We start from the raw sequence: 16,709 nt of genomic DNA on the forward strand, positions 1-16,709 counted from the left end.
CGCGCCGCCCGCGCCGCGCCGCCCGCGCCGTCCGCCCGCGCCGCCGGCGCCGTGCGCCCGCGCCGCCCGTCCGCGTCGGTGATCAAGAGGTTTCGGTCACCGGGGCGGCGGTTTCTGACCGAAAGCTCTTGATCAACGTCGCGAGGGTGAGGGTCAGTAGGGGTTGCCCTGGCCTGGTGGGCGGGCGTGGAGGAGGGCGGCGGGGCGGCCGGGCAGGTCCCGTGCGCCGGACATCGGTGGGCTTGCCGTGTGGTCGCCGTCGGCCATGCCGGCGAAGAGTTCCTTGAGCGCCGCCAGCGCACTGACCTTGGGCCGCCAGCCCAGCTCGGTCTCCGCGCGCTCGCTGGACATCAGTGGGGCGTTCAAACCCAGCTCCACCCAGCCCGGGTCGACCGGTTGCAGCCGCGCCCGCCAGGTCAGCGCCGCAGCGGCCCGCAGCACCGGCGCGGCGACCGGCACCGTCCAACCGTGGAAGTGCCGGGCTACCAGCTCCGGAGTGAGCACCGGGTCCGCAGCGACATTGAAGGCGCCGCGCGCATCACCCAACACCGCCCGGGCGTACGCATCGGCCACGTCATCGGCGTGCACCGCCTGCATCCGCAACCGGCGGTTCGCCGGCACCAGCGGGATCCGGCCGAAGCGCAGCAGCCGTACCGGGGCGAGTGGGCCGAGGAAGTAACGCGTGATCTCCGCGCCGGCAGCCCGCTGAAAGACCAACCCGGGCCGCATCCGCACCACCCGCAGTGTCGGGTGGTCCTGTTCGACCCCGTCCAGCAGCGTCTCCACCTCGGCCTTGTGTTCGCTGTACGACGAACCGGGCACACCTGTGGCCGGCCACCGCTCACTGATCGGGTGATCCTTCGGGCCGGGCGCGTAGGCCCCGACCGACGAGGCGTACACCAGGGCCGGCACACCGGCCCGGAGCACCGCGTTGATCACCGCCCGGCTGCCGTCGACGTTGGTCCGGCGCAACACCCGCTGGTCGTGACTGGGCTGGATCTGCCAGGCCAGGTGCACCACCGCGTCGGCGCCCGCGAAGACCTCGGCGAGCTGACCGGCCGCGCCCGGCGTGCCGATGTCGCAGGAGTGCCACTCCACCTGGTCGTACGGCTCGCCAGTATCCGGGCCGGGCAGCCGTCGAGCGACCCCCGCCAGCTCCACGCCCCGCTCCCGGCGCAGCCGCCGCAGCAGCGCCGTACCGACGTTGCCGCTAGCCCCCACCACCACGATCCGCATGCCCGACCCCGTACCCGTCCAGCAGCCCCTCAACCACCCGCCCACCTGCGGGTCGGTGCTCACGGAGCGGCGCGGCTCGCGCGGCGCGGGTCGCACGGCACGGCGCGGCTCGCGCGGCGCGGCTCGCGCGGCTCGCGGATCGCGGCTCGCCCGGGCCGCGGGCGAGCTGCTTGATCTCATGCCGGTCCTGGTTCCCCACCGGCCCACGCCCATGCGCCGCCGCCTCACTCCAGGTCACCGACCCGGCGCCTCGAACCCCGCCACATCACCGATCCTGCCGACGTCAGCTCCGTGCCGTTGCCGTCGAACGGTGTCCGCAGGTCGGGCAGGCGCTGTCGAGCACTCGCCGACGTACGGTCTGGTGTCGTGCGGCCTGGCCGGCGAGGGCCGCTGCCAGCAGCGCCGCGCCGACAAGAAGGATCGACCCGGCCGTGACGGCGAAGGCCGTCGAGGTGGGTCCGCCGCCGCTGGTACCCCAGATCGCCTGGCTGAGCTGGTCGGCGCCGAGCAGGCCGGCCGGGGTGGCGAGCAGCAGCGCCGCCCAGAGGCCGGCGTCGTCGGCTCGCAGCGCGCGACCGAGGCCGACGAGCAGGACCAGCGCGACCATCGACCCCCCGGCCATCGCCAGCAGCTCGGGGGTCGAGCCGTACGACGTGAACATGTTCCCGCCGTTCTCGGCGGCGCTGAATGCCACGGATGCGGCCGTCACGCAGCCGGCCGTGAGCGGCGGCAGGCTACGCGCGACCCAGCCGGGATGGGAGGGCAGCGCGAGCGTGACCAGACCGAGCGCAGCCGTGGGGACCAGCACGAACAGCGGCGGCCCTGGTTGCCCGATGACGGCGGCCACGGGCGGCACGGCGATCGTCAGCAGCAGACCACCGGCCGCGGCGGTCCGGGTCCAGGACCCGGGGAGCGTCGTGGCGGCGAGGCCGACGACCAGCCAGCCCAGCCAGATGACAGCGCCGAGGGTCTGGAACGGGCCGACCGGGTCCAGTCGGGCGAAGCGCGGGTCTTCGAACTCGACCTGCAGGAGCAGGAAAGCCGCGACCGCGACGAGGGTGCTCAGCGCGGCGGTCGCGGCCAGCGGGAAGCCGGCGGCCAACCCGAGGGCGCCGTACCCGCGCAGTCGCTCCCGAAGCCCGCCGCCGAGCAGGTCGAGGGCGTCGTGTGGGGATGGCCAGCGCCGCCCCGGACCGACGGTGTCGAGGTACGTCCCGACAATCTCGTCGCCCCGCTCAATTCGGTAGTCGCCCGGGTAGGCCCACAGCAGCCGCCGGTAGCGGGACTCCAACGGCGACCCGGCCTCGTGCTGCGCGGGGTTGGGCTGGTTCATGCCAGGCCTCCGGTCGGTGTCATGCCAGGCCTCCGGTCGGTCGAAGGACGGGGTGGGCGGTCGTACCGGGGATGGTGAGAGGGCCGCGTGCGGTGCCGCCAGCGGTACGGGTGCCCGCAGGTCGCGCTTGTAACCGCTGCGTAGCCGCCTCGACGTTGCGGCGCAGTCGTTCGGTCTCGGCGGTGAGCACGGATCGACCCGCTTCGGTGAGCCGGTAGTAGCGACGCAGCCGCCCCTCGACGACCTCCTCGTGGTCCCGCTCGACCAGCCCCTCATCGGTGAGGCGGTCAAGTGCGCCGTAGAGGGTGCCGGGCCGCAGCGCCAGCCTCCCACCGGAGAGGGCCGCGACGTCGCTGATGATGCCGTAGCCGTGCATGGGTTCCCGCGCGAGCGCGGTGAGAATCAGGAAGGTGGGTTCCCGCAGTGGCGTGGGTGTGGCCATGGCCTCAATATATCGGTGATGAAGCTATGCCGGTGGCGAAGCGGTGAGAGGTTTTCCTCCAGCGTCGCGGGCGTAGATCGGCATCGCTCCGCCAGACCGGGGGCGGACATCAGCCGCCGCGCAGACGGTCGGGTAACCTGAGCGCGCGGGCCGCTAGCTCAATGGCAGAGCTGTGGACTTTTAATCCATAGGTTCAGGGTTCGAGTCCCTGGCGGCCCACTCTTCAGCAGGTCAACGAGCCCTTCACGGGTCTCTCGCCTTGGTGGCATGGCCCGCACAGCAGCGAAGTACAGCAGTAGCAGGCGATGCGTGCGTGCATGATGCTGCGAGCCCACCTAAGGTACAGTTTTCTGTACTTGCTATGGAGGTGGTCATGCGGACCGTCAACTTCACCCAGCTACGGCAGAACCTGGCCGCCGAACTCGACAGCGTCATCAACGACGCGGAGGAAGTGGTGGTGACCCGCTCCGGCCACGAGCCCGTGGTGATCGTGCCGCTTGCCGAATACGAGTCGATGAAGGAGACCGAGTACCTCCTGCGTAGCCCGAGCAACGCCGCCGCGCTGCGCCGGTCGATGGCGGAGTTGGAGAAGGGCGATGCGGCCGATCGCGATCTGGTCGACCCGGCCACCATGCGGGACGTCGCGTGAGGCTGGTCTTCACCGCGACGGCGTGGAACCAGTACCTCAGCCACACGGATCGGAAGCTCGTCAAGCGCATCAACGAACTCATCGCGGACGTGATGCGCAACGGATACGAGGGCATCGGCAAGCCGGAGCCCCTTCGGGGAGAGCTGTCCGGCTTCTGGTCCCGCCGAATCGATCGCGAACACCGACTGGTGTATCGGATCACCAAGGAGGACGTCGAAATCATCGCCTGCCGGTACCACTACGGCGACCGATAGCGGACCGGACCGGAACCAGCGGCGCGGCGGTCATTGGTCGAGCGTCTGGCCAAGTCGCTTGAGCGCGTCGAGAGTCGCCGCCGAGGACACCACCGTGTAGATCTCCATGGTGATGGCGAACTGGGCGTGCCGGAGGATCTGCATCGCCACCCGGGGGTGGACGTCCAGGTCGGCCAGGAGCGAGGCGCAGGTCCGCCGGGCATCCCTGACGGTGATCCGCCGGACGCCGGCCGCGTCACAGCGCCGGTCCCAGAAGCGGTTGAAGTTGCGCGGCTCGACCGGCCGCCCGTAGCGGGTAGTGAAGATCAGATCCGAGGGCTGCCACGCCGGTCCGGCAGCGTCCCGGGCGGCGGTCTGCGCGGTGCGGCGGCGGTCGAGGGCAACGATGCAGATGTCGGGCAGGGGCAGGGTGGCGTCCGAGGCGGCCGTCTTTGTCTCCCGGTGCAGCAGTTCGGCACCTACCCGCTGGAGCAGCCGGTCGATGGTCAACTCCCCCGCGTCGAGGTCGACGTCCACCCAGGTGAGCCCCAACATCTCGCCCTTGCGCAGACCGAGCACCAGGACCAGGACGTACGCGGCGTAGAGCGGGTCGTCGTCGGCGCGGGCCGACTCCAGGAAGCGCCGCGCCTCGTCGCTCGTCCACGCCTTCCGCTTGCGCTTGCGTACCGGTGGCAGCTTCACCAAGGACGCGACGTTGCGGGTGATCAGCCCTTCGGTGATCGCCTGGGAGAGCAGCGTCCGGAGCACGGTCCGCAGGTGCGTGACGCTGGTTGCCGAGGGCAGATCCCGGCAGCAGCGGCCGAGGGCACAGCAGCGACGCTGGGCGGGCTTGCGCCGCTCGTCCTTGCCCTGGGCACAGCACTGGCAGGTCCGCCCCACCTCGTTGATCCAGGTCTGCACGTCGCTGACCCGGAGCTTGTCGAGGCGTTTCCGGCCCAGCCCTGGCGCGAGGTAGAGCCGGACCACCACCTCGTAGGTGACGTAGCTGCCCGGGGCGAGGTTCGGCTTGACGATCTCGAGCAGCCAGTAGCCGGCGTACTCCCCCACCGTCGGGGAGCGCGTCGCCACTGGACCAGCCTTGGCCTGCCCGTGCAATTTGATCCACTTGTCGTGGACCTCCTCGCGGGTCTTTCCGTAGACCCACTTCCGGCCCCGCTTGCCGTCCAGCTTCTCGACCCAGACGTACGCGGCGAAGCCGCTCCGGTACGGGAAGATGGAGCCTTCGCCGTTGGCTCGTGCGCGTCCGGGCATCAGGCCGCCACCTGGCGTTCGACCTGGTCGCGGATGTAGTCGTCGACCCATTCGGACAGGATGCGGCGGTACTTGCCGTCCTTGATGGAACGCAGCTCGCCGGTGGCGATCTTCATCTTGACCTTGGAGATGCCGAAGCCGAGCAGGACGGCGACCTCGGCGGGTGAGTACCAGCGCGGGGTGAGGTCTCTGCTCATGCGGCGGCCCCGACGAGCCAGGCTTCATGGGCGAGTTCTTCCCGGCCGATGCGTCTGGCCTGCCGGCGCTGGGCGGCGGCAGTGTTGGCCAGGAGCGCATCGCCTTCGGTGAGCCACCCGGAGCCGGCGTAGGTGAGAGCGCCAACCGTCACGGTGTCGGTGGGGTCGTCGTCCTCGGCGCGGCGGTAGGTCGCGCGGGTGTCCCGCAGCAGGCCGAATGTGACGGAGTAGCGGCGGGCCTTGGTGAGGAAGTGACCGCCGAAGCCGAGCATGTGCGCCCAGCGGCGCAGCCCGGCGTAGGCGTTCGGTCTGGTGTCAAGGCTGCCTTGACGGCCGCCGGCCGTTGCGGCGCCGCTGGCGGCGTCGGTGCCGGTGGGCCGCCCGAGGTGCCAGCAGGCGTCGATGAGGCGGGCGAGGTGGTCGCCTTCTGGGTCGGCGTAGTCGTCGATCGTGGCAGGGGTGAGGCGGGTCGATTGGTGACCGGTGGCTTCGGTCGCCTTGGTGGCGTACTTGGCGAGGTAGGCGGCCACCTTGCCGTCCGTCAGCTCGCCGTCGGCGGTGTTGATGCGTCGGACGTCGACCTGCTCGCCCCAGGCGATCAGCCACCCTTGCGGCCGGTCGGGGTGCGCGGGTGTGGTGACGGTGATCTGCCGGACGGCGGCGTGGATCGCGTCTTCCAGGTCGTCAATGGTGATGCCGGCCGGTGGCGGCACGAGGGCGTCCGGGTCGTCGGGGTCGACGCCGTCGAGGCGTAGCAGGACGTGGAAGTGCACGGCGGCGCGGCGTTGCATCTCGGCGACCTTGCCGTGGGACACCCGCACGGGTGGCACCCAGCGGACCTTGCCGGAGGCGGTGACGATGCCGACCTTCGGGATACCGCGTTGACGGCAGCGCGCGGCGAGGTGGCGGTCGATGGCCTGTTTGGTGCGTCGCCAGAGCTCGCCGGAGAAGTGGTTCCAGACGACCTGGTGGGCGTGGCCGTAGCAGTCCAGGCACAACGGCTGCCCCAGCCGCGGATCGTCGACGTCGTGGCGGGCGAAGCACGCCGCGGGCTGCCCGTGCGGGCAGGTGCCGGCGTTGCTGCGGGCGCGGCACGGCGCGGGGCGGCAGTCGCAGCGCTGCCGGTTGCGGCAGGTGTGGCGAGGAACGTGACGGTGGTGGACCGGGCCGAAGGACGGGGCGGTGAAGGTGGCGAAGAGGACCGGGTGTCTGCCGACCGATGCGGGGATGCCCTTGCCGCCGGTCAGGCCGCGACAGACGACTTGGTAGGCGTCGCCCTGATAGACCCAGGCGCAGTCCGGGCACGCTGATTCGCGGCGGTTGCCGCACGCCGTGTAGAGCGTCCGGTCGGGCAGCTCGTCGGTGTGCTGCTCGCTCAGGATTCGGCCGGTGTTCCGGTCGACGGCGGAGATGGTGCCGGTGAGGCGGACCGGGCGGGCGCATCCACCGGCGGGGCGGGTGTGCTCCAGCCAGCCGGAGAACTCCGGCGTGGCGGCGCGGTGCAGGACCTGGGCGTCACGGCCGACGACGAGACCGGGCCGGTAGATGGTGAGCGGGGTGGAGACGACTGTCTCCTCTTCAGGGGGTGGCAGGGACGGGAGACGAAGCACCACCAGCCGTGGACGCATGTCCGCTGGTGGTGTTCGTCGTGTCTCCTGGCACCGCCGAGAGGGCGGCTGACGCCGGAGGGCGGAATCGTGCTCGTGCCACTTCCCGCCAATAGGTCATGTCCTTTTACGCTCGTGAACGTGATGAGTAGGCCGGCACGGGTGGGGAGCCTGGAAACCGGCATCCGGTGCATCGCCGCAGGCTGTCCCCGCCCGCAAGGGTGAAGCGAATCCGGGCCATCGTGACGGCAGGAAAGGCCGCGCTGGGCCGCTCAGCGGATTCGGGGAACTGGCATGGTCGCCGGTGTGATCGAGAGCCGGCGGGACGTGACCCGCATCAGCGGCAGGAAGGCCGCTCTGCATCTCCGAAGTCGAGGCCAGCAATCCGGCGGGAAGGCCGCGCTGGCGTGCTCGACGAGCGCCAGAGTAGCACCGGGTACCGACACGTCAACCCGCCGTGATCCCTTTGGCTGGGCCGGGACGGCCGACTGCCGGCGGGTGTGGGAGGACTTTCTGTACGTCTATCAAGGCGGCCCTGAGCGGGCCGCACGCGCCGCCGCCAGGGCGCGAGCCCGTCGCTCCGCTGTCGCTTCACGTCGGCCACGCAGAACGCCCGTCGGCTGGCGCGGAGAGCGGGAAGGCCGGGGGCCGCCGCAGACGGTAGCGCTGAGTGTGCTTGAGGTTTGTGTGCCGGCTGCCGGCCGGGGCGCGGCGGCCGTCGTACCGCCGCGCCGTGGGGCGGGTCACCGCCGGCCGTGGTGGGGATGCGGCGCGGAGGATGCGGGGCCGCCCCTCCGACCTCAAGGGTGCTTCGCATCGCTGCGCGACGGCCCTGCGGGCCGCCCTTGACCCCGGAGCCTCTGCGACCCCTCGGGCCGGCGTTGCCGGCAGGCGGGGGCCTGCCCGTGATACACGCGCCGCATCCCCACCACGGCCTCGTCTCCTGTCAACGACGGCTTGACGTACAAGGGTAGGTTGCCAAAACGAAGCGAGTGAAGCCGCAACGCCTCTAATGCAAGGATGAAAGCGTGTCAGATCCGACCGAAGGCATGAACTTCAGGGCAATTCATTGCCCGTTCTGTAAGAACTTGACGTTGTCGCGGGTCCAGGGAATCGCCATCGAGGAAGACAATCCTGAGCTGGTCACGGACGCCCTAATCCTGCTGCACTGCAATACTTGTCGCAAGGGATCGCTTCATCGCGAGATTGACTTCGGAGGCGATGGCGACTTTTTTGAGCAGGTGTGGCCCCAGGAGCGTCGGGCGCTTTCGCTCTCAGTTCCTGAGGAACTCCGAGCGGAGCATCAGGAAGCAGTAACCTGCTTTCAATCAGGTGCTCATACGGCTGTCGTCGTAATGGTGCGAAGGACCCTGGAAGGCATTTGCAAGCTCAATGGGGTAACAGAGAAAACGCTGTTCGTTGGCTTGCGGGAACTCCAGCGGGCCGGTCAGATCGATGCTCGACTCATGGAGTGGGCGGAAGAGCTAAGGATACTTGGCAACCAGGGGGCTCACTATACGGGCACCAAAGTAACCCGCGAGGACGCTTCGGATGCGTTAGACCTTGCCGAGGCAATGCTCGATCACATGTATGTCTTAACGATTAAGTTCGCTCAGTTTAAGCAGCGGCGGGCCGCCAAGCTGGAACGTGACGGGGTTGAAAAACAAGCGTAGGCGTCAAGCCTTCAAAATCGCTCGCTGGGTGTTGTGGGCCGAGCGGTCGGGTGAGCGAAGGGGTGGCATATCCCACTACCTCGCCCTGGCCCACTCGCCCCTACGCCATCGAAGGAGTTGGCCCCCCGCCGCAACTTCGACGACGAGGGGCCAAGTCGGGCCGACTTACCGAACGGCGCGAAGAGGGCGTCGCAACGGCTCGAAAGGATGAACCGCGCTATCTCCGAAGCCTGCAATGCTTGCGATCTCGGCGGCACTCAATCCTTTGGCCATCATGGCGTCGCCGATGTTCCGTGGGAGTATCGGTTGCTCTTCGGGGAGTTCGTCGCTTACCGGTTCCCTTGTTCGCCAACCTCGGGCGCTCAGCGTCTTGTATAGATTAGTCCGCTGATTGGGTCCGAGAGTGCCCAGGTCAGCTGCGCGCTCAATGATGGCTTGCATTGAGACGCCCCACTCACGCTTCAGGTCTATCAATCGCCCAAGGTTGAGGTTACGTAATTGAGGCTTGATGAACTCACCGGGCATCAGGAATTCTGCGGCAAACTTGCTGGCTTCCTGCTCGATGGTGTCGGACACGTATGAAGTGTGTAAACAAAGGTGGCCGAGTTCGTGAGCCAACGTAAGCCTCTTGCGGTCAACCGGAACTCGCGAGTTGAGCAAGATAATGGGATGTTCGCCAATCCATTGGGATAGCCCATCCACGCGAGGCGTGCCAAAATCCTCTTCGATTATGATGCACCCGGCAGCCTCCATCCACTTGGTTAGCGACCGCACTGGACCCACTGGCATGCGCCATTGCATCCGTACAAGGCGTGCTGCATTGTGTGGGTCTACATCTATGGGATCGAACGTCGGTATTCTTTGCTCTGCTTTTATGGAGACGTCTTCAAAGAGATGGCGGGCATGCATTCGATACATATTGAGTTTAGCTTCAAGCTGTCTCCAAACAGTCGGCTTTGCTGTTGCTTGTCGCCGCATGTGCACGTCAATCGCCATAGCGCCGCGCAGCCTTCCTGCTGTTTGCAGGAAGGCTACGGTTACGCCAAGAGCTTTGGCCAACTTTTCCAGAACCGCCGCATCTGGTTCTCGCTGATCGTTCTCGTAGCGAGACAGGGCGGCCTGCGTAACGCCGGCCGCCTGCGCCAATTCACCCTGGGTCAGTCCGCGTGCTCGGCGTGCGGTCACCAACGCTTCGCCGAGGTAACTCATTACTCCTCCTGGTTCCGGTTGCCATCCGCGACACTGGGGGTGCGCGGGTTGAAGTCGATCAGAGGAGCCGTCGGCTCCGCAGCCGGGGTAACCGGGAACGGTCGAACCTCACCCCCGGCGCGCACCTCACCCACGAACGGCAGAGGGTTGCACCAGATGACCTTGTCGCGGGTGGTCCGCAGTGACAGGACCGCTTCCCCCATGTCCCGCTCTTCCTTCTCCCAGATGTATCCGGCGCAGAGTCGGATGACCTCCAGGCCCTCAAAAGCCTCCCGACCCTGGGTAAAGAAGGACATGGCTGCCAATGTCGGGAATGTGCTGATTTCCCCGGATTGCCCGTGCCGCTTGATCCGCAGCCTATACCGGATGCCCACCCACAGCTCCCGGCTGGGCTCCTTGTCGTGCACGTACACCCCATCGTGGTCATCCAGCTCTCCGACGAGATGGGTCCAGAGCCGGTCGTGGATCCAGTTCGCCAGGCCGCGCTCCGTCGAGTCCGCCACCCACAACGGGTTCTCGCGCCGGTACTTCAGCAAATCGCCGCGCGTCGTCTGTGCAGCGCGACCCAATCCGGTGATCACCTTGTCGCCCAAGTCTTCGAGAACCTGCTCGAACGTGGGGTGCGAAATCATGCCGGAAAATATACCACCCCCGTCGCACTACTGTGCGACTGCCCCACCGGCATCAGGCGACGCACCGACACGACGGGGAGTTGCCGGCCATGAGGAGGAACCGGCCATCAGAACGGCCGCGATCGGCGGGTGCGGGTGCCGGTGTTCGCCGGGATGCCCAACCGGGGCGGCGGGTGCGATCACGAGGAGTCGGGGCGCGCGTTGGGCATCAGGCAGGAGGCAGCGAGAGAGCAGTGCGAGCCCCGACGCGGGCCGACTTGGAACGTGAACCGATGGCGCCCGACACCTGCTCGTCGACGCGGGCCGCCACCACCTGACAGCCGTCGGCAGCTTGCGTCCGCATTCCCCCAGCGGGGTTCAACTGTGCACGCGAGGGGCGGATTAGCGACCCACGCGTACGCGGTCGGCTGCGTACAGCTCGCGGGAGCCGTCGGCGCGGAAGACCACGAGGACCGGGACACCTTCGCCGATCTCCAGCTCACGGCGCTCGGCAGGCGTTGGCATCCGCGCGGAGGCAGTGTCGCCCTTGAGCAGTTTCACCGTCTCGGTCGGCTCGATGGCCCGGACGAAGGTGCCGCGCGGCGGTTCTACGATCACGAGCCCTTCCGACCGGAGTATTGCTATCGCCTGCCGCACACTCGTACGGCTCAGCCCGTGCTCCTGAGCCAGCCGCAGTTCACTCGGCAGTGACGCACCGGGCGCGATGTCGCCAGACGTGATCCGGTCCCGCAGGAGGTCTGCGAGCTGCCGGAACACGGCCCGATCCGCGCTGGGGTCGATCACGAATGTGACGCTACGTGTCCAACAGTTCTACATCTTATTGTATCTACAGTCCTACATCGGTACGGTAAACGGGCAGGTGCGGCGGTCGGATGACCAGCTCAGGCCCGGCCGCCGCGCCGTCGACCCGCACCCGAGGGAGATCTGGTGCCGCGCGTTTCGTACGAGGAGTAACTGATAGCCACTGCCCTCACCCTTGCCCGGCGGCATCGGCCGGTCTGGTCGTGGCGGAAGTGGCGGCGGATCTGCCGCTGCGGAGCCGACCTGCCCTGCCACGCCCGACACCGCATCCCCATCAACCGTGGCCACTGGCCGGGAGAGGAGGCGCAGTGAGAGACGACCAGGAGCACGCAATCCTGGCCGTACACGTCCGAGGGCTCGACGGCATGTGTGCCGGTTGCCGGGCGTGGTGGTCGCGGCTGGCCCCGTACCCGTGCTGGCAGGTGGAGTGGGCGACCAGCCGGCAGGCCCGCGCGAGCGTCGCCCGGTTCCTGGGTGGTGTGCGGTGACCACCCACGGCCCGGTCATGCCGATCTGGAGCTGCGGCGGCTGCGACCTGCCCTGGCCCTGCCCGACCCGCCGCCGGGAGCTACGCGCGGAGTACGCCGACGCGCCCGTATCGCTGGCCCTCTACCTCGGTGCCTACCTCGTCCAGGCCGCCGAAGACATGCCCTGGGCACCAGCCGGCGCGCTCCACCGACGCTTCATCGGCTGGACCAGACAACCGCCAGCAGTACAGCAGCGAAGTACAGCAACCGTGCCAGCCGAACCCGGCCGAGACGCACGCCAGCAGCCCTGATGACCTCGAACCACACCGCAGAAAACCGGATCGCCGGCAATCCATAGGTTCAGGGTTCGAGTCCCTGGCGGCCCACTCTCTCGCAGGTCAGGGCTTTTTCGAGCCTGTCGTGGTTGCGTGCGTTGCCCGTACGGCAGCGAAGTACAGCAGTGGGCCCCTGTCGACCTGATGGCGTAAACGAATCACGAGTCACCGGCCGAGCGTGTTGCCGAGCCGCTCGAACGCGTCACCGGTGGCCGCCGAGGACACCGTGTAGATCTCCATCGTGATGGCGAACTGCGCGTGGCGGAGGATCTGCATCGCCACCCGGGGGTGGACGTCCAGGCCAGGAGCGAGACACAGGTCCGCCGAGCGTCCCGGACGGTGAAGCGCCGGACGCCGGCCGTGTCACAGCGGCGGTCCCAGAAGCGGTTGAAGTTGCGCGGCTCGACTGGTCGGCCGTAGCGAGTGGTGAAGATCAGGTCGGAGGGGTGCCAGGCCGGGCCGGCGGCGTCCCGGCGGCGGTCTGGGCGGCGCGGCGGCGGTCGAGCGCCACGATGCAGATGTCCGGCAGTGGCAGAGTGGCGTCCGAGGCAGCCGTCTTCGTCTCCCGGTGCAGCAACTCGGCACCGACCCGCTGGAGCTGCCGGTCGATGGTCAACTCCCCCGCGTCGAGGTCGACGTCAGCCCAGGTGAGCCCCAACATCTCGCCCTTGCGCAAACCAAGCACCGCCCGGCCCGCCCCCAGGAGGGCGGGTCGGCGGCAGACAGGATGGCAGGAAGCCCGTCTTGTTGCAGGCCCGTTGAACTCACGCTTTCAGGCGAAATATCTAAACCGGGAATCCATAGATACTCACTACGTGAGGGTCTGCGTTCGGGTCGACTACAGCGGTGACATCCCGTCCCTGAAATTCTCTAGGGTGATACATCCGGTAGTCGGCGTCATCGCGAAAGCTCCAACCAACATCACCGAGTTTCGGACGGCCGTGAGGAAAGGGGCCTACCGAGGTAGCTTCGCCGATATCGATCATGTCATTTATCTCAAGGAATGACCCCATGCATGCGGCCGTAGCTGAGAAGCGTAGGTAAAGATCGTGCCCACCCCACATCCCGACGAGGGCATAGCGCAAGTCCTGCACTGGACAATCGGGCATTGCGAGTCCGTAGAGCTGCAGGCCGTCGTCTAGTGACATGGATCCAGTATCGATCGAATACGCTCGCTCATCAGCTGCCTTGCAGGCTCCGGCAACACAGGCAAGGAGCACCAGTAGTACGACCGCCACGGTTCTGCATCGTTGGCCCGCCGTCATCGCGCTAGGCATGGCCGTGACTCTATGGGACGCATGGGACGTGGCCGCGGGTGACTAACCGGGTGACAACGGGTACAAGCGGCGACAGACGCCGGCCTGCGAGGGCTTCACGAATGCGGAGCGGCCGAGGCAACCAACATGTCGCCGAGGTCGGAGCGGCGGTAGAGCACCGATCGGCCGTGTCGGGTGCCGACCAGCAGTCCGCCCGCACGCAATGCTCGAAGGTGCTGGTTGACCGCTGTCGGGGTGACGCCGAGGCGGGCGGCCAACTCGGTGGAGGAGGCGGGCGTGTCGAGATGGCTGAGCAGACCGGCCCGAGTGGTGCCCAGAAGTCCGGCGAGACCGTCCGGCGCGGGCAGGGCCTGCGGCTCCCACAGGGTCGCCGCGCCACGCGCGGAATAGAGGATCATTGGTGGCTCGTCGGCCGAGATGGGTGTCGAGGCGTTGCCGGTCCACAGGCTCGGCACCAGGGTCAGCCCGCCATTGGCCGGTCGCGCGTAGTCGAGCTTCGAGCGTAGCCGTACCTCGACCACGTTTCCGACGAGCCGCACCGAGTCCGACAATCCGCTGAGCATCGTGGCGAGACCCCGCTGAGCGATTTGTCGTCCTCGGAACGTGACGTCGCCTTCGAGGACCGCCCGCATCCGTGGCCAGTGCGGCTCGAAACACAACCGCCAGTACGCGGCGAGCGCATCGATGATCCGATTGAGCACCTCCGCGGCGGAACCCTGTAGTGGTTCGGGAAGTGGCGTCGCGCCGTGCACCGCTCGCAGGTCTCGTTCGATGACCGCCGGGTCGGTACTGGCCAGTCTCGCGATTTCGTCGTCGAAGCGGGTCAGCGGTGAGTACGGACGCGGGTTGAGAAAATCGGGTGTCCACAGCCGTACGTCCGTCAATGCGAGCAGCATGGCCTCGTCAAGGCTGCCGCGCACGGCTTCGAGCGTGCGTAGCCAGCGCAACTGAAGCGGATATCGTCCTGGATCGCGCCAAGCCCGCAGGGACAGCACCGCCTCATTGAGCGGGGACACCGCGAATCGGAGATCGGCGACATCCATGCCGAGCAGCTCGTACCGGACCATGAAGCAAAAGGCTACATCGTTGGCGTGGTCCGCCGGCACCCTGCGACAACTGACGGCATGCATCTTGTGACAGGCCGCCACCGGTCGCCGGCGGCCGACTGGGTTCGGCGGTACCTGCGTCCGGACGATCCCGTCGCCCGCGCGCTGACCTTGGCCACCATGACCAGCTCGCTTTCCAAGGGGGTCTTCTTCAGCGTCAGCGTGCTGTTCTTCACCCACGTCGCCGGCTTCACCGCGACCACGGTCGCGCTCGGGTTGACGATCGCCGGGGCGGTCGCCGTCCCCGCCGCGCTGGCTGCGGGCTACCTGGCCCGTGTCGTCGGCGCGCGCCGGGTGCTGCTCGCCACGACCGCCGGCCAGGGCCTGGCGCTGGTGGCCTACCTCCTGGCGCACACCCCGGCCGCGTTCGTTGTCGTCGCCTGCGCCGCCGTCGGTCAACAGGCCATGCAGCGCACCGCCCTGACGACGATGATCGCCGAGTCGTTCACCGGCCCGGACCGCGTGGAGGTGCGCGCCCGCCTGCGGGTGGTCACCAACGCTTTCATCGGCGTGGGAACCGCGCTGGCAGCCGTCGCCCTCGTGCTCGACACCAAACTGGCATATCTGCTGGCGATGCTCACCACCGGAGCACTGCTGCTCGTCTCCGCATTCTTGCTGCGCCGGATGGACCGTGGCGCCGAGCTCACCGCGACCGACGGGTCTCGGACGGCCGGCGTACGCCAATCACCACTGCGCGACCGGACCTATCTGGCCATCACCGGCCTCTACGCCGTCATGAGCATGCAAATCGGCATGCTCACGGTGGGGGTACCACTCTGGGTCGCCGGCTCGACGAAGGCACCCCCGGCGACCATCGCGGCGCTGCTGGCATTGAACACCGTCATCGTTTCCCTGCTTCAGGTCTGGGCGGCACGCGGAGCGAAAGCCATCCGCTCGGCCGGCCGCGCGGTCGCCGGGGCCGGTACCTTGCTCGCGCTGGCCTGTGGCCTGTATGCCCTGTCCGCCCACGGCGCGATCGCTGTCGTCGTGGTGATGCTGACGCTCGCGACCGTGGCACACAGCCTCGCCGAGATCCTGTCCGAGGCAGGCAGTTGGACGCTCGCCTTCGAGCTTGCCGACCAGGCCAACGTAGGCGCGTACCAGGGTGTCAGCCAGACCGGAGCGGCACTGGGCTCGATGCTCGCGCCGCTGGTCGTGACGGCAACCGCGATTCAGCACGGTTTGCCCGGTTGGATTCTTCTCGGCGTGCTCTTCCTCCTCGCGGGATCATTGACGATGGCGCTGGTCCGACGACAGGTGGACGGGTCGCTGCTGCCTGACCTGCCTACGAAGCCCGCCACGAACAGCCGAAACTGACACAGCAGGCACCTCCTGGGGCTCGACGCCGTTGCTCATGAGCGTGCCGGCGAAGTCGGGTTTCAGGACCTGCGTGACCGATCGGTCTCAGGACCTGCGTGACTTGTCCGGTTACGATCTACGGCCAGTCGTAGATTCTTCCGATAGGCGGCTGTGCCGTGCGCCGTGACGGAGCAGGAGAAGAAGCCCGAAGACGTCCGATATCGCGACGGCGGTCAGGCCAACCCGAGACCGGACAGCCGGCTGCCGGCCCGTAAGGAGCCCGGTTATTTGCCCGTGAGCAGCATCGGGGCCTTCGTCCGCGCGGCTCGATCAGCCGAGCTGAGCTGGCGTAGCCGTGGCCTCCCAGGTGGTCAGGCAGAACGGGTGGCCCGCCGGGTCGGCGTAGACGTAACACTGTTCGCTGTTGGGCTGGAAGTCGTACTTTGTTGCTCCGGCGGCGAGCACGCGGGCCTCGGCGGCGTCTCGGTCCACGACCATGAAGTCGAGATGCATCATGATCGACGCGGTGGGGTCGGGCCAGGTGGGTGGCGTGTATCCGGGCACAGTCTGGAAGTTGATCCGCCCGGCCGGGCTCAGCACGCATGCCCAGCCGTCTCCGGCGTGTGTCAGGGTTCCGCCGGTGATGCTGGCGTAGAACCCCGCCAAGGCGACGGCGTCCGGGCAGTCCAGGGTGACCGCGCTGAGCCTGATCTCGTCGGACATGTCGCCTCCTGTGGCCCGTGCCGGCCGGTTGCTAGGCGCGCCCGCACCGAGACGACGACCAGCACGACGGCGCGCTCGACAAACTGAACGACGCAACCTAACGCACACGTGGGTCAAGCACGCTGATCTAGCCGCGACCCGCGCTTTCGGATGTCGCAGATCACCTGGCGGACGACTGTCACCACCTCACCCGACGGAGGGTAGACGCTTAAGGGCCT

17 protein-coding genes, 1 tRNA gene and 1 pseudogene are annotated in these 16,709 nt (G+C 68.0%); 7 read left to right on the forward strand and 12 right to left on the reverse strand.

Annotated elements, in window-relative coordinates; all coding sequences use genetic code 11:
* Window positions 1–153 precede the first annotated feature (153 nt).
* The 3 genes from V6U86_RS32475 to V6U86_RS32485 form a co-directional block, all read right to left on the reverse strand.
* Window positions 154–1,236, reverse strand: a complete 1,083-nt coding sequence (locus tag V6U86_RS32475) for an NAD-dependent epimerase/dehydratase family protein (RefSeq protein WP_334510195.1) — start codon at window positions 1,234–1,236, stop codon at window positions 154–156.
* Between the two features lie 283 nt (window positions 1,237–1,519).
* Window positions 1,520–2,569 (reverse strand): GlsB/YeaQ/YmgE family stress response membrane protein, encoded by a 1,050-nt coding sequence (locus V6U86_RS32480; RefSeq protein ID WP_334510197.1) that lies wholly within the window; start codon window positions 2,567–2,569, stop codon window positions 1,520–1,522.
* A gap of 19 nt (window positions 2,570–2,588) precedes the next feature.
* Window positions 2,589–3,011, reverse strand: coding sequence for a PadR family transcriptional regulator (locus tag V6U86_RS32485; RefSeq protein ID WP_334510199.1), 423 nt, complete (start codon window positions 3,009–3,011; stop codon window positions 2,589–2,591).
* A 147-nt stretch (window positions 3,012–3,158) separates the two neighbouring features.
* On the opposite strand from V6U86_RS32485, the gene V6U86_RS32490 reads away from it, so the two are divergent.
* The 3 genes from V6U86_RS32490 (at window position 3,159) to V6U86_RS32500 (ending at window position 3,914) form a co-directional block, all read left to right on the forward strand.
* A tRNA-Lys gene (locus V6U86_RS32490) sits at window positions 3,159–3,230 on the forward strand.
* 154 nt (window positions 3,231–3,384) lie between these two features.
* Window positions 3,385–3,660 (forward strand): type II toxin-antitoxin system Phd/YefM family antitoxin, encoded by a 276-nt coding sequence (locus tag V6U86_RS32495; protein ID WP_334510201.1) that lies wholly within the window; start codon window positions 3,385–3,387, stop codon window positions 3,658–3,660.
* Window positions 3,657–3,914 (forward strand): Txe/YoeB family addiction module toxin, encoded by a 258-nt coding sequence (locus tag V6U86_RS32500; RefSeq protein ID WP_334510203.1) that lies wholly within the window; start codon window positions 3,657–3,659, stop codon window positions 3,912–3,914. Before V6U86_RS32495 ends, V6U86_RS32500 begins: the two co-directional genes overlap by 4 nt.
* A 30-nt stretch (window positions 3,915–3,944) precedes the next feature.
* Here V6U86_RS32500 and V6U86_RS32505 read toward each other — a convergent pair whose 3' ends face one another.
* Genes V6U86_RS32505 through V6U86_RS32515 form a run of 3 tightly spaced genes read right to left on the reverse strand, consistent with a single transcriptional unit; the run spans window position 3,945 to window position 6,990 of the window.
* Window positions 3,945–5,165: a tyrosine-type recombinase/integrase gene (locus V6U86_RS32505; RefSeq protein WP_334510205.1), complete on the reverse strand. Its 1,221-nt coding sequence runs from the start codon at window positions 5,163–5,165 to the stop codon at window positions 3,945–3,947.
* On the reverse strand, window positions 5,165–5,362 hold the full coding sequence (locus V6U86_RS32510) for an excisionase family DNA-binding protein (RefSeq protein WP_334510207.1): 198 nt from the start codon (window positions 5,360–5,362) through the stop codon (window positions 5,165–5,167). Before V6U86_RS32510 ends, V6U86_RS32505 begins: the two co-directional genes overlap by 1 nt.
* Window positions 5,359–6,990 carry a replication initiator gene (locus tag V6U86_RS32515; protein WP_334510209.1) on the reverse strand — a complete coding sequence of 544 codons (1,632 nt, stop codon included), beginning with the start codon at window positions 6,988–6,990 and terminating at the stop codon, window positions 5,359–5,361. The genes V6U86_RS32510 and V6U86_RS32515 overlap by 4 nt, the downstream gene beginning before the upstream one ends.
* Before the next feature lie 1,007 nt (window positions 6,991–7,997).
* Between V6U86_RS32515 and V6U86_RS32520 the strand changes: the two genes are divergently transcribed.
* Window positions 7,998–8,642 (forward strand): DUF4145 domain-containing protein, encoded by a 645-nt coding sequence (locus tag V6U86_RS32520; protein WP_334510211.1) that lies wholly within the window; start codon window positions 7,998–8,000, stop codon window positions 8,640–8,642.
* 165 nt (window positions 8,643–8,807) lie between these two features.
* On the opposite strand, the gene V6U86_RS32525 is transcribed toward V6U86_RS32520, so the two are convergent.
* The 3 genes from V6U86_RS32525 to V6U86_RS32535 all read right to left on the reverse strand — a co-directional run bounded on the left by V6U86_RS32525 (window position 8,808) and on the right by V6U86_RS32535 (window position 11,266).
* Window positions 8,808–9,851 (reverse strand): XRE family transcriptional regulator, encoded by a 1,044-nt coding sequence (locus V6U86_RS32525; protein WP_334510213.1) that lies wholly within the window; start codon window positions 9,849–9,851, stop codon window positions 8,808–8,810.
* On the reverse strand, window positions 9,851–10,483 hold the full coding sequence (locus V6U86_RS32530; protein ID WP_334510215.1) for a hypothetical protein: 633 nt from the start codon (window positions 10,481–10,483) through the stop codon (window positions 9,851–9,853). Before V6U86_RS32530 ends, V6U86_RS32525 begins: the two co-directional genes overlap by 1 nt.
* A 381-nt stretch (window positions 10,484–10,864) precedes the next feature.
* Window positions 10,865–11,266: a winged helix-turn-helix domain-containing protein gene (locus tag V6U86_RS32535; protein ID WP_334510217.1), complete on the reverse strand. Its 402-nt coding sequence runs from the start codon at window positions 11,264–11,266 to the stop codon at window positions 10,865–10,867.
* Window positions 11,267–11,355: 89 nt separating this feature from the next.
* Here V6U86_RS32535 and V6U86_RS32540 point away from each other — a divergent pair, with 89 nt between their 5' ends.
* Together V6U86_RS32540 and V6U86_RS32545 are read left to right on the forward strand one after the other, a co-directional pair.
* Window positions 11,356–11,772 carry a hypothetical protein gene (locus V6U86_RS32540; RefSeq protein ID WP_334510219.1) on the forward strand — a complete coding sequence of 139 codons (417 nt, stop codon included), beginning with the start codon at window positions 11,356–11,358 and terminating at the stop codon, window positions 11,770–11,772.
* Window positions 11,769–12,062 (forward strand): hypothetical protein, encoded by a 294-nt coding sequence (locus V6U86_RS32545; RefSeq protein WP_334510221.1) that lies wholly within the window; start codon window positions 11,769–11,771, stop codon window positions 12,060–12,062. The genes V6U86_RS32540 and V6U86_RS32545 overlap by 4 nt, the downstream gene beginning before the upstream one ends.
* A gap of 189 nt (window positions 12,063–12,251) precedes the next feature.
* Here V6U86_RS32545 and V6U86_RS32550 read toward each other — a convergent pair.
* Window positions 12,252–12,771: pseudogene (locus V6U86_RS32550) on the reverse strand (site-specific integrase); the annotation flags it as partial.
* A 687-nt stretch (window positions 12,772–13,458) separates the two neighbouring features.
* Window positions 13,459–14,430, reverse strand: a complete 972-nt coding sequence (locus tag V6U86_RS32555) for an ArsR/SmtB family transcription factor (RefSeq protein WP_334510223.1) — start codon at window positions 14,428–14,430, stop codon at window positions 13,459–13,461.
* A gap of 57 nt (window positions 14,431–14,487) precedes the next feature.
* Between V6U86_RS32555 and V6U86_RS32560 the strand changes: the two genes are divergently transcribed.
* Window positions 14,488–15,786, forward strand: a complete 1,299-nt coding sequence (locus V6U86_RS32560) for an MFS transporter (RefSeq protein WP_334510225.1) — start codon at window positions 14,488–14,490, stop codon at window positions 15,784–15,786.
* Between the two features lie 312 nt (window positions 15,787–16,098).
* Here V6U86_RS32560 and V6U86_RS32565 read toward each other — a convergent pair whose 3' ends face one another.
* Window positions 16,099–16,491 carry a VOC family protein gene (locus V6U86_RS32565; protein WP_334510227.1) on the reverse strand — a complete coding sequence of 131 codons (393 nt, stop codon included), beginning with the start codon at window positions 16,489–16,491 and terminating at the stop codon, window positions 16,099–16,101.
* Window positions 16,492–16,709: the final 218 nt, after the last annotated feature.

The organism is Micromonospora sp. CPCC 205558 (genome assembly GCF_036902955.1).
GTDB lineage: Bacteria > Actinomycetota > Actinomycetes > Mycobacteriales > Micromonosporaceae > Micromonospora.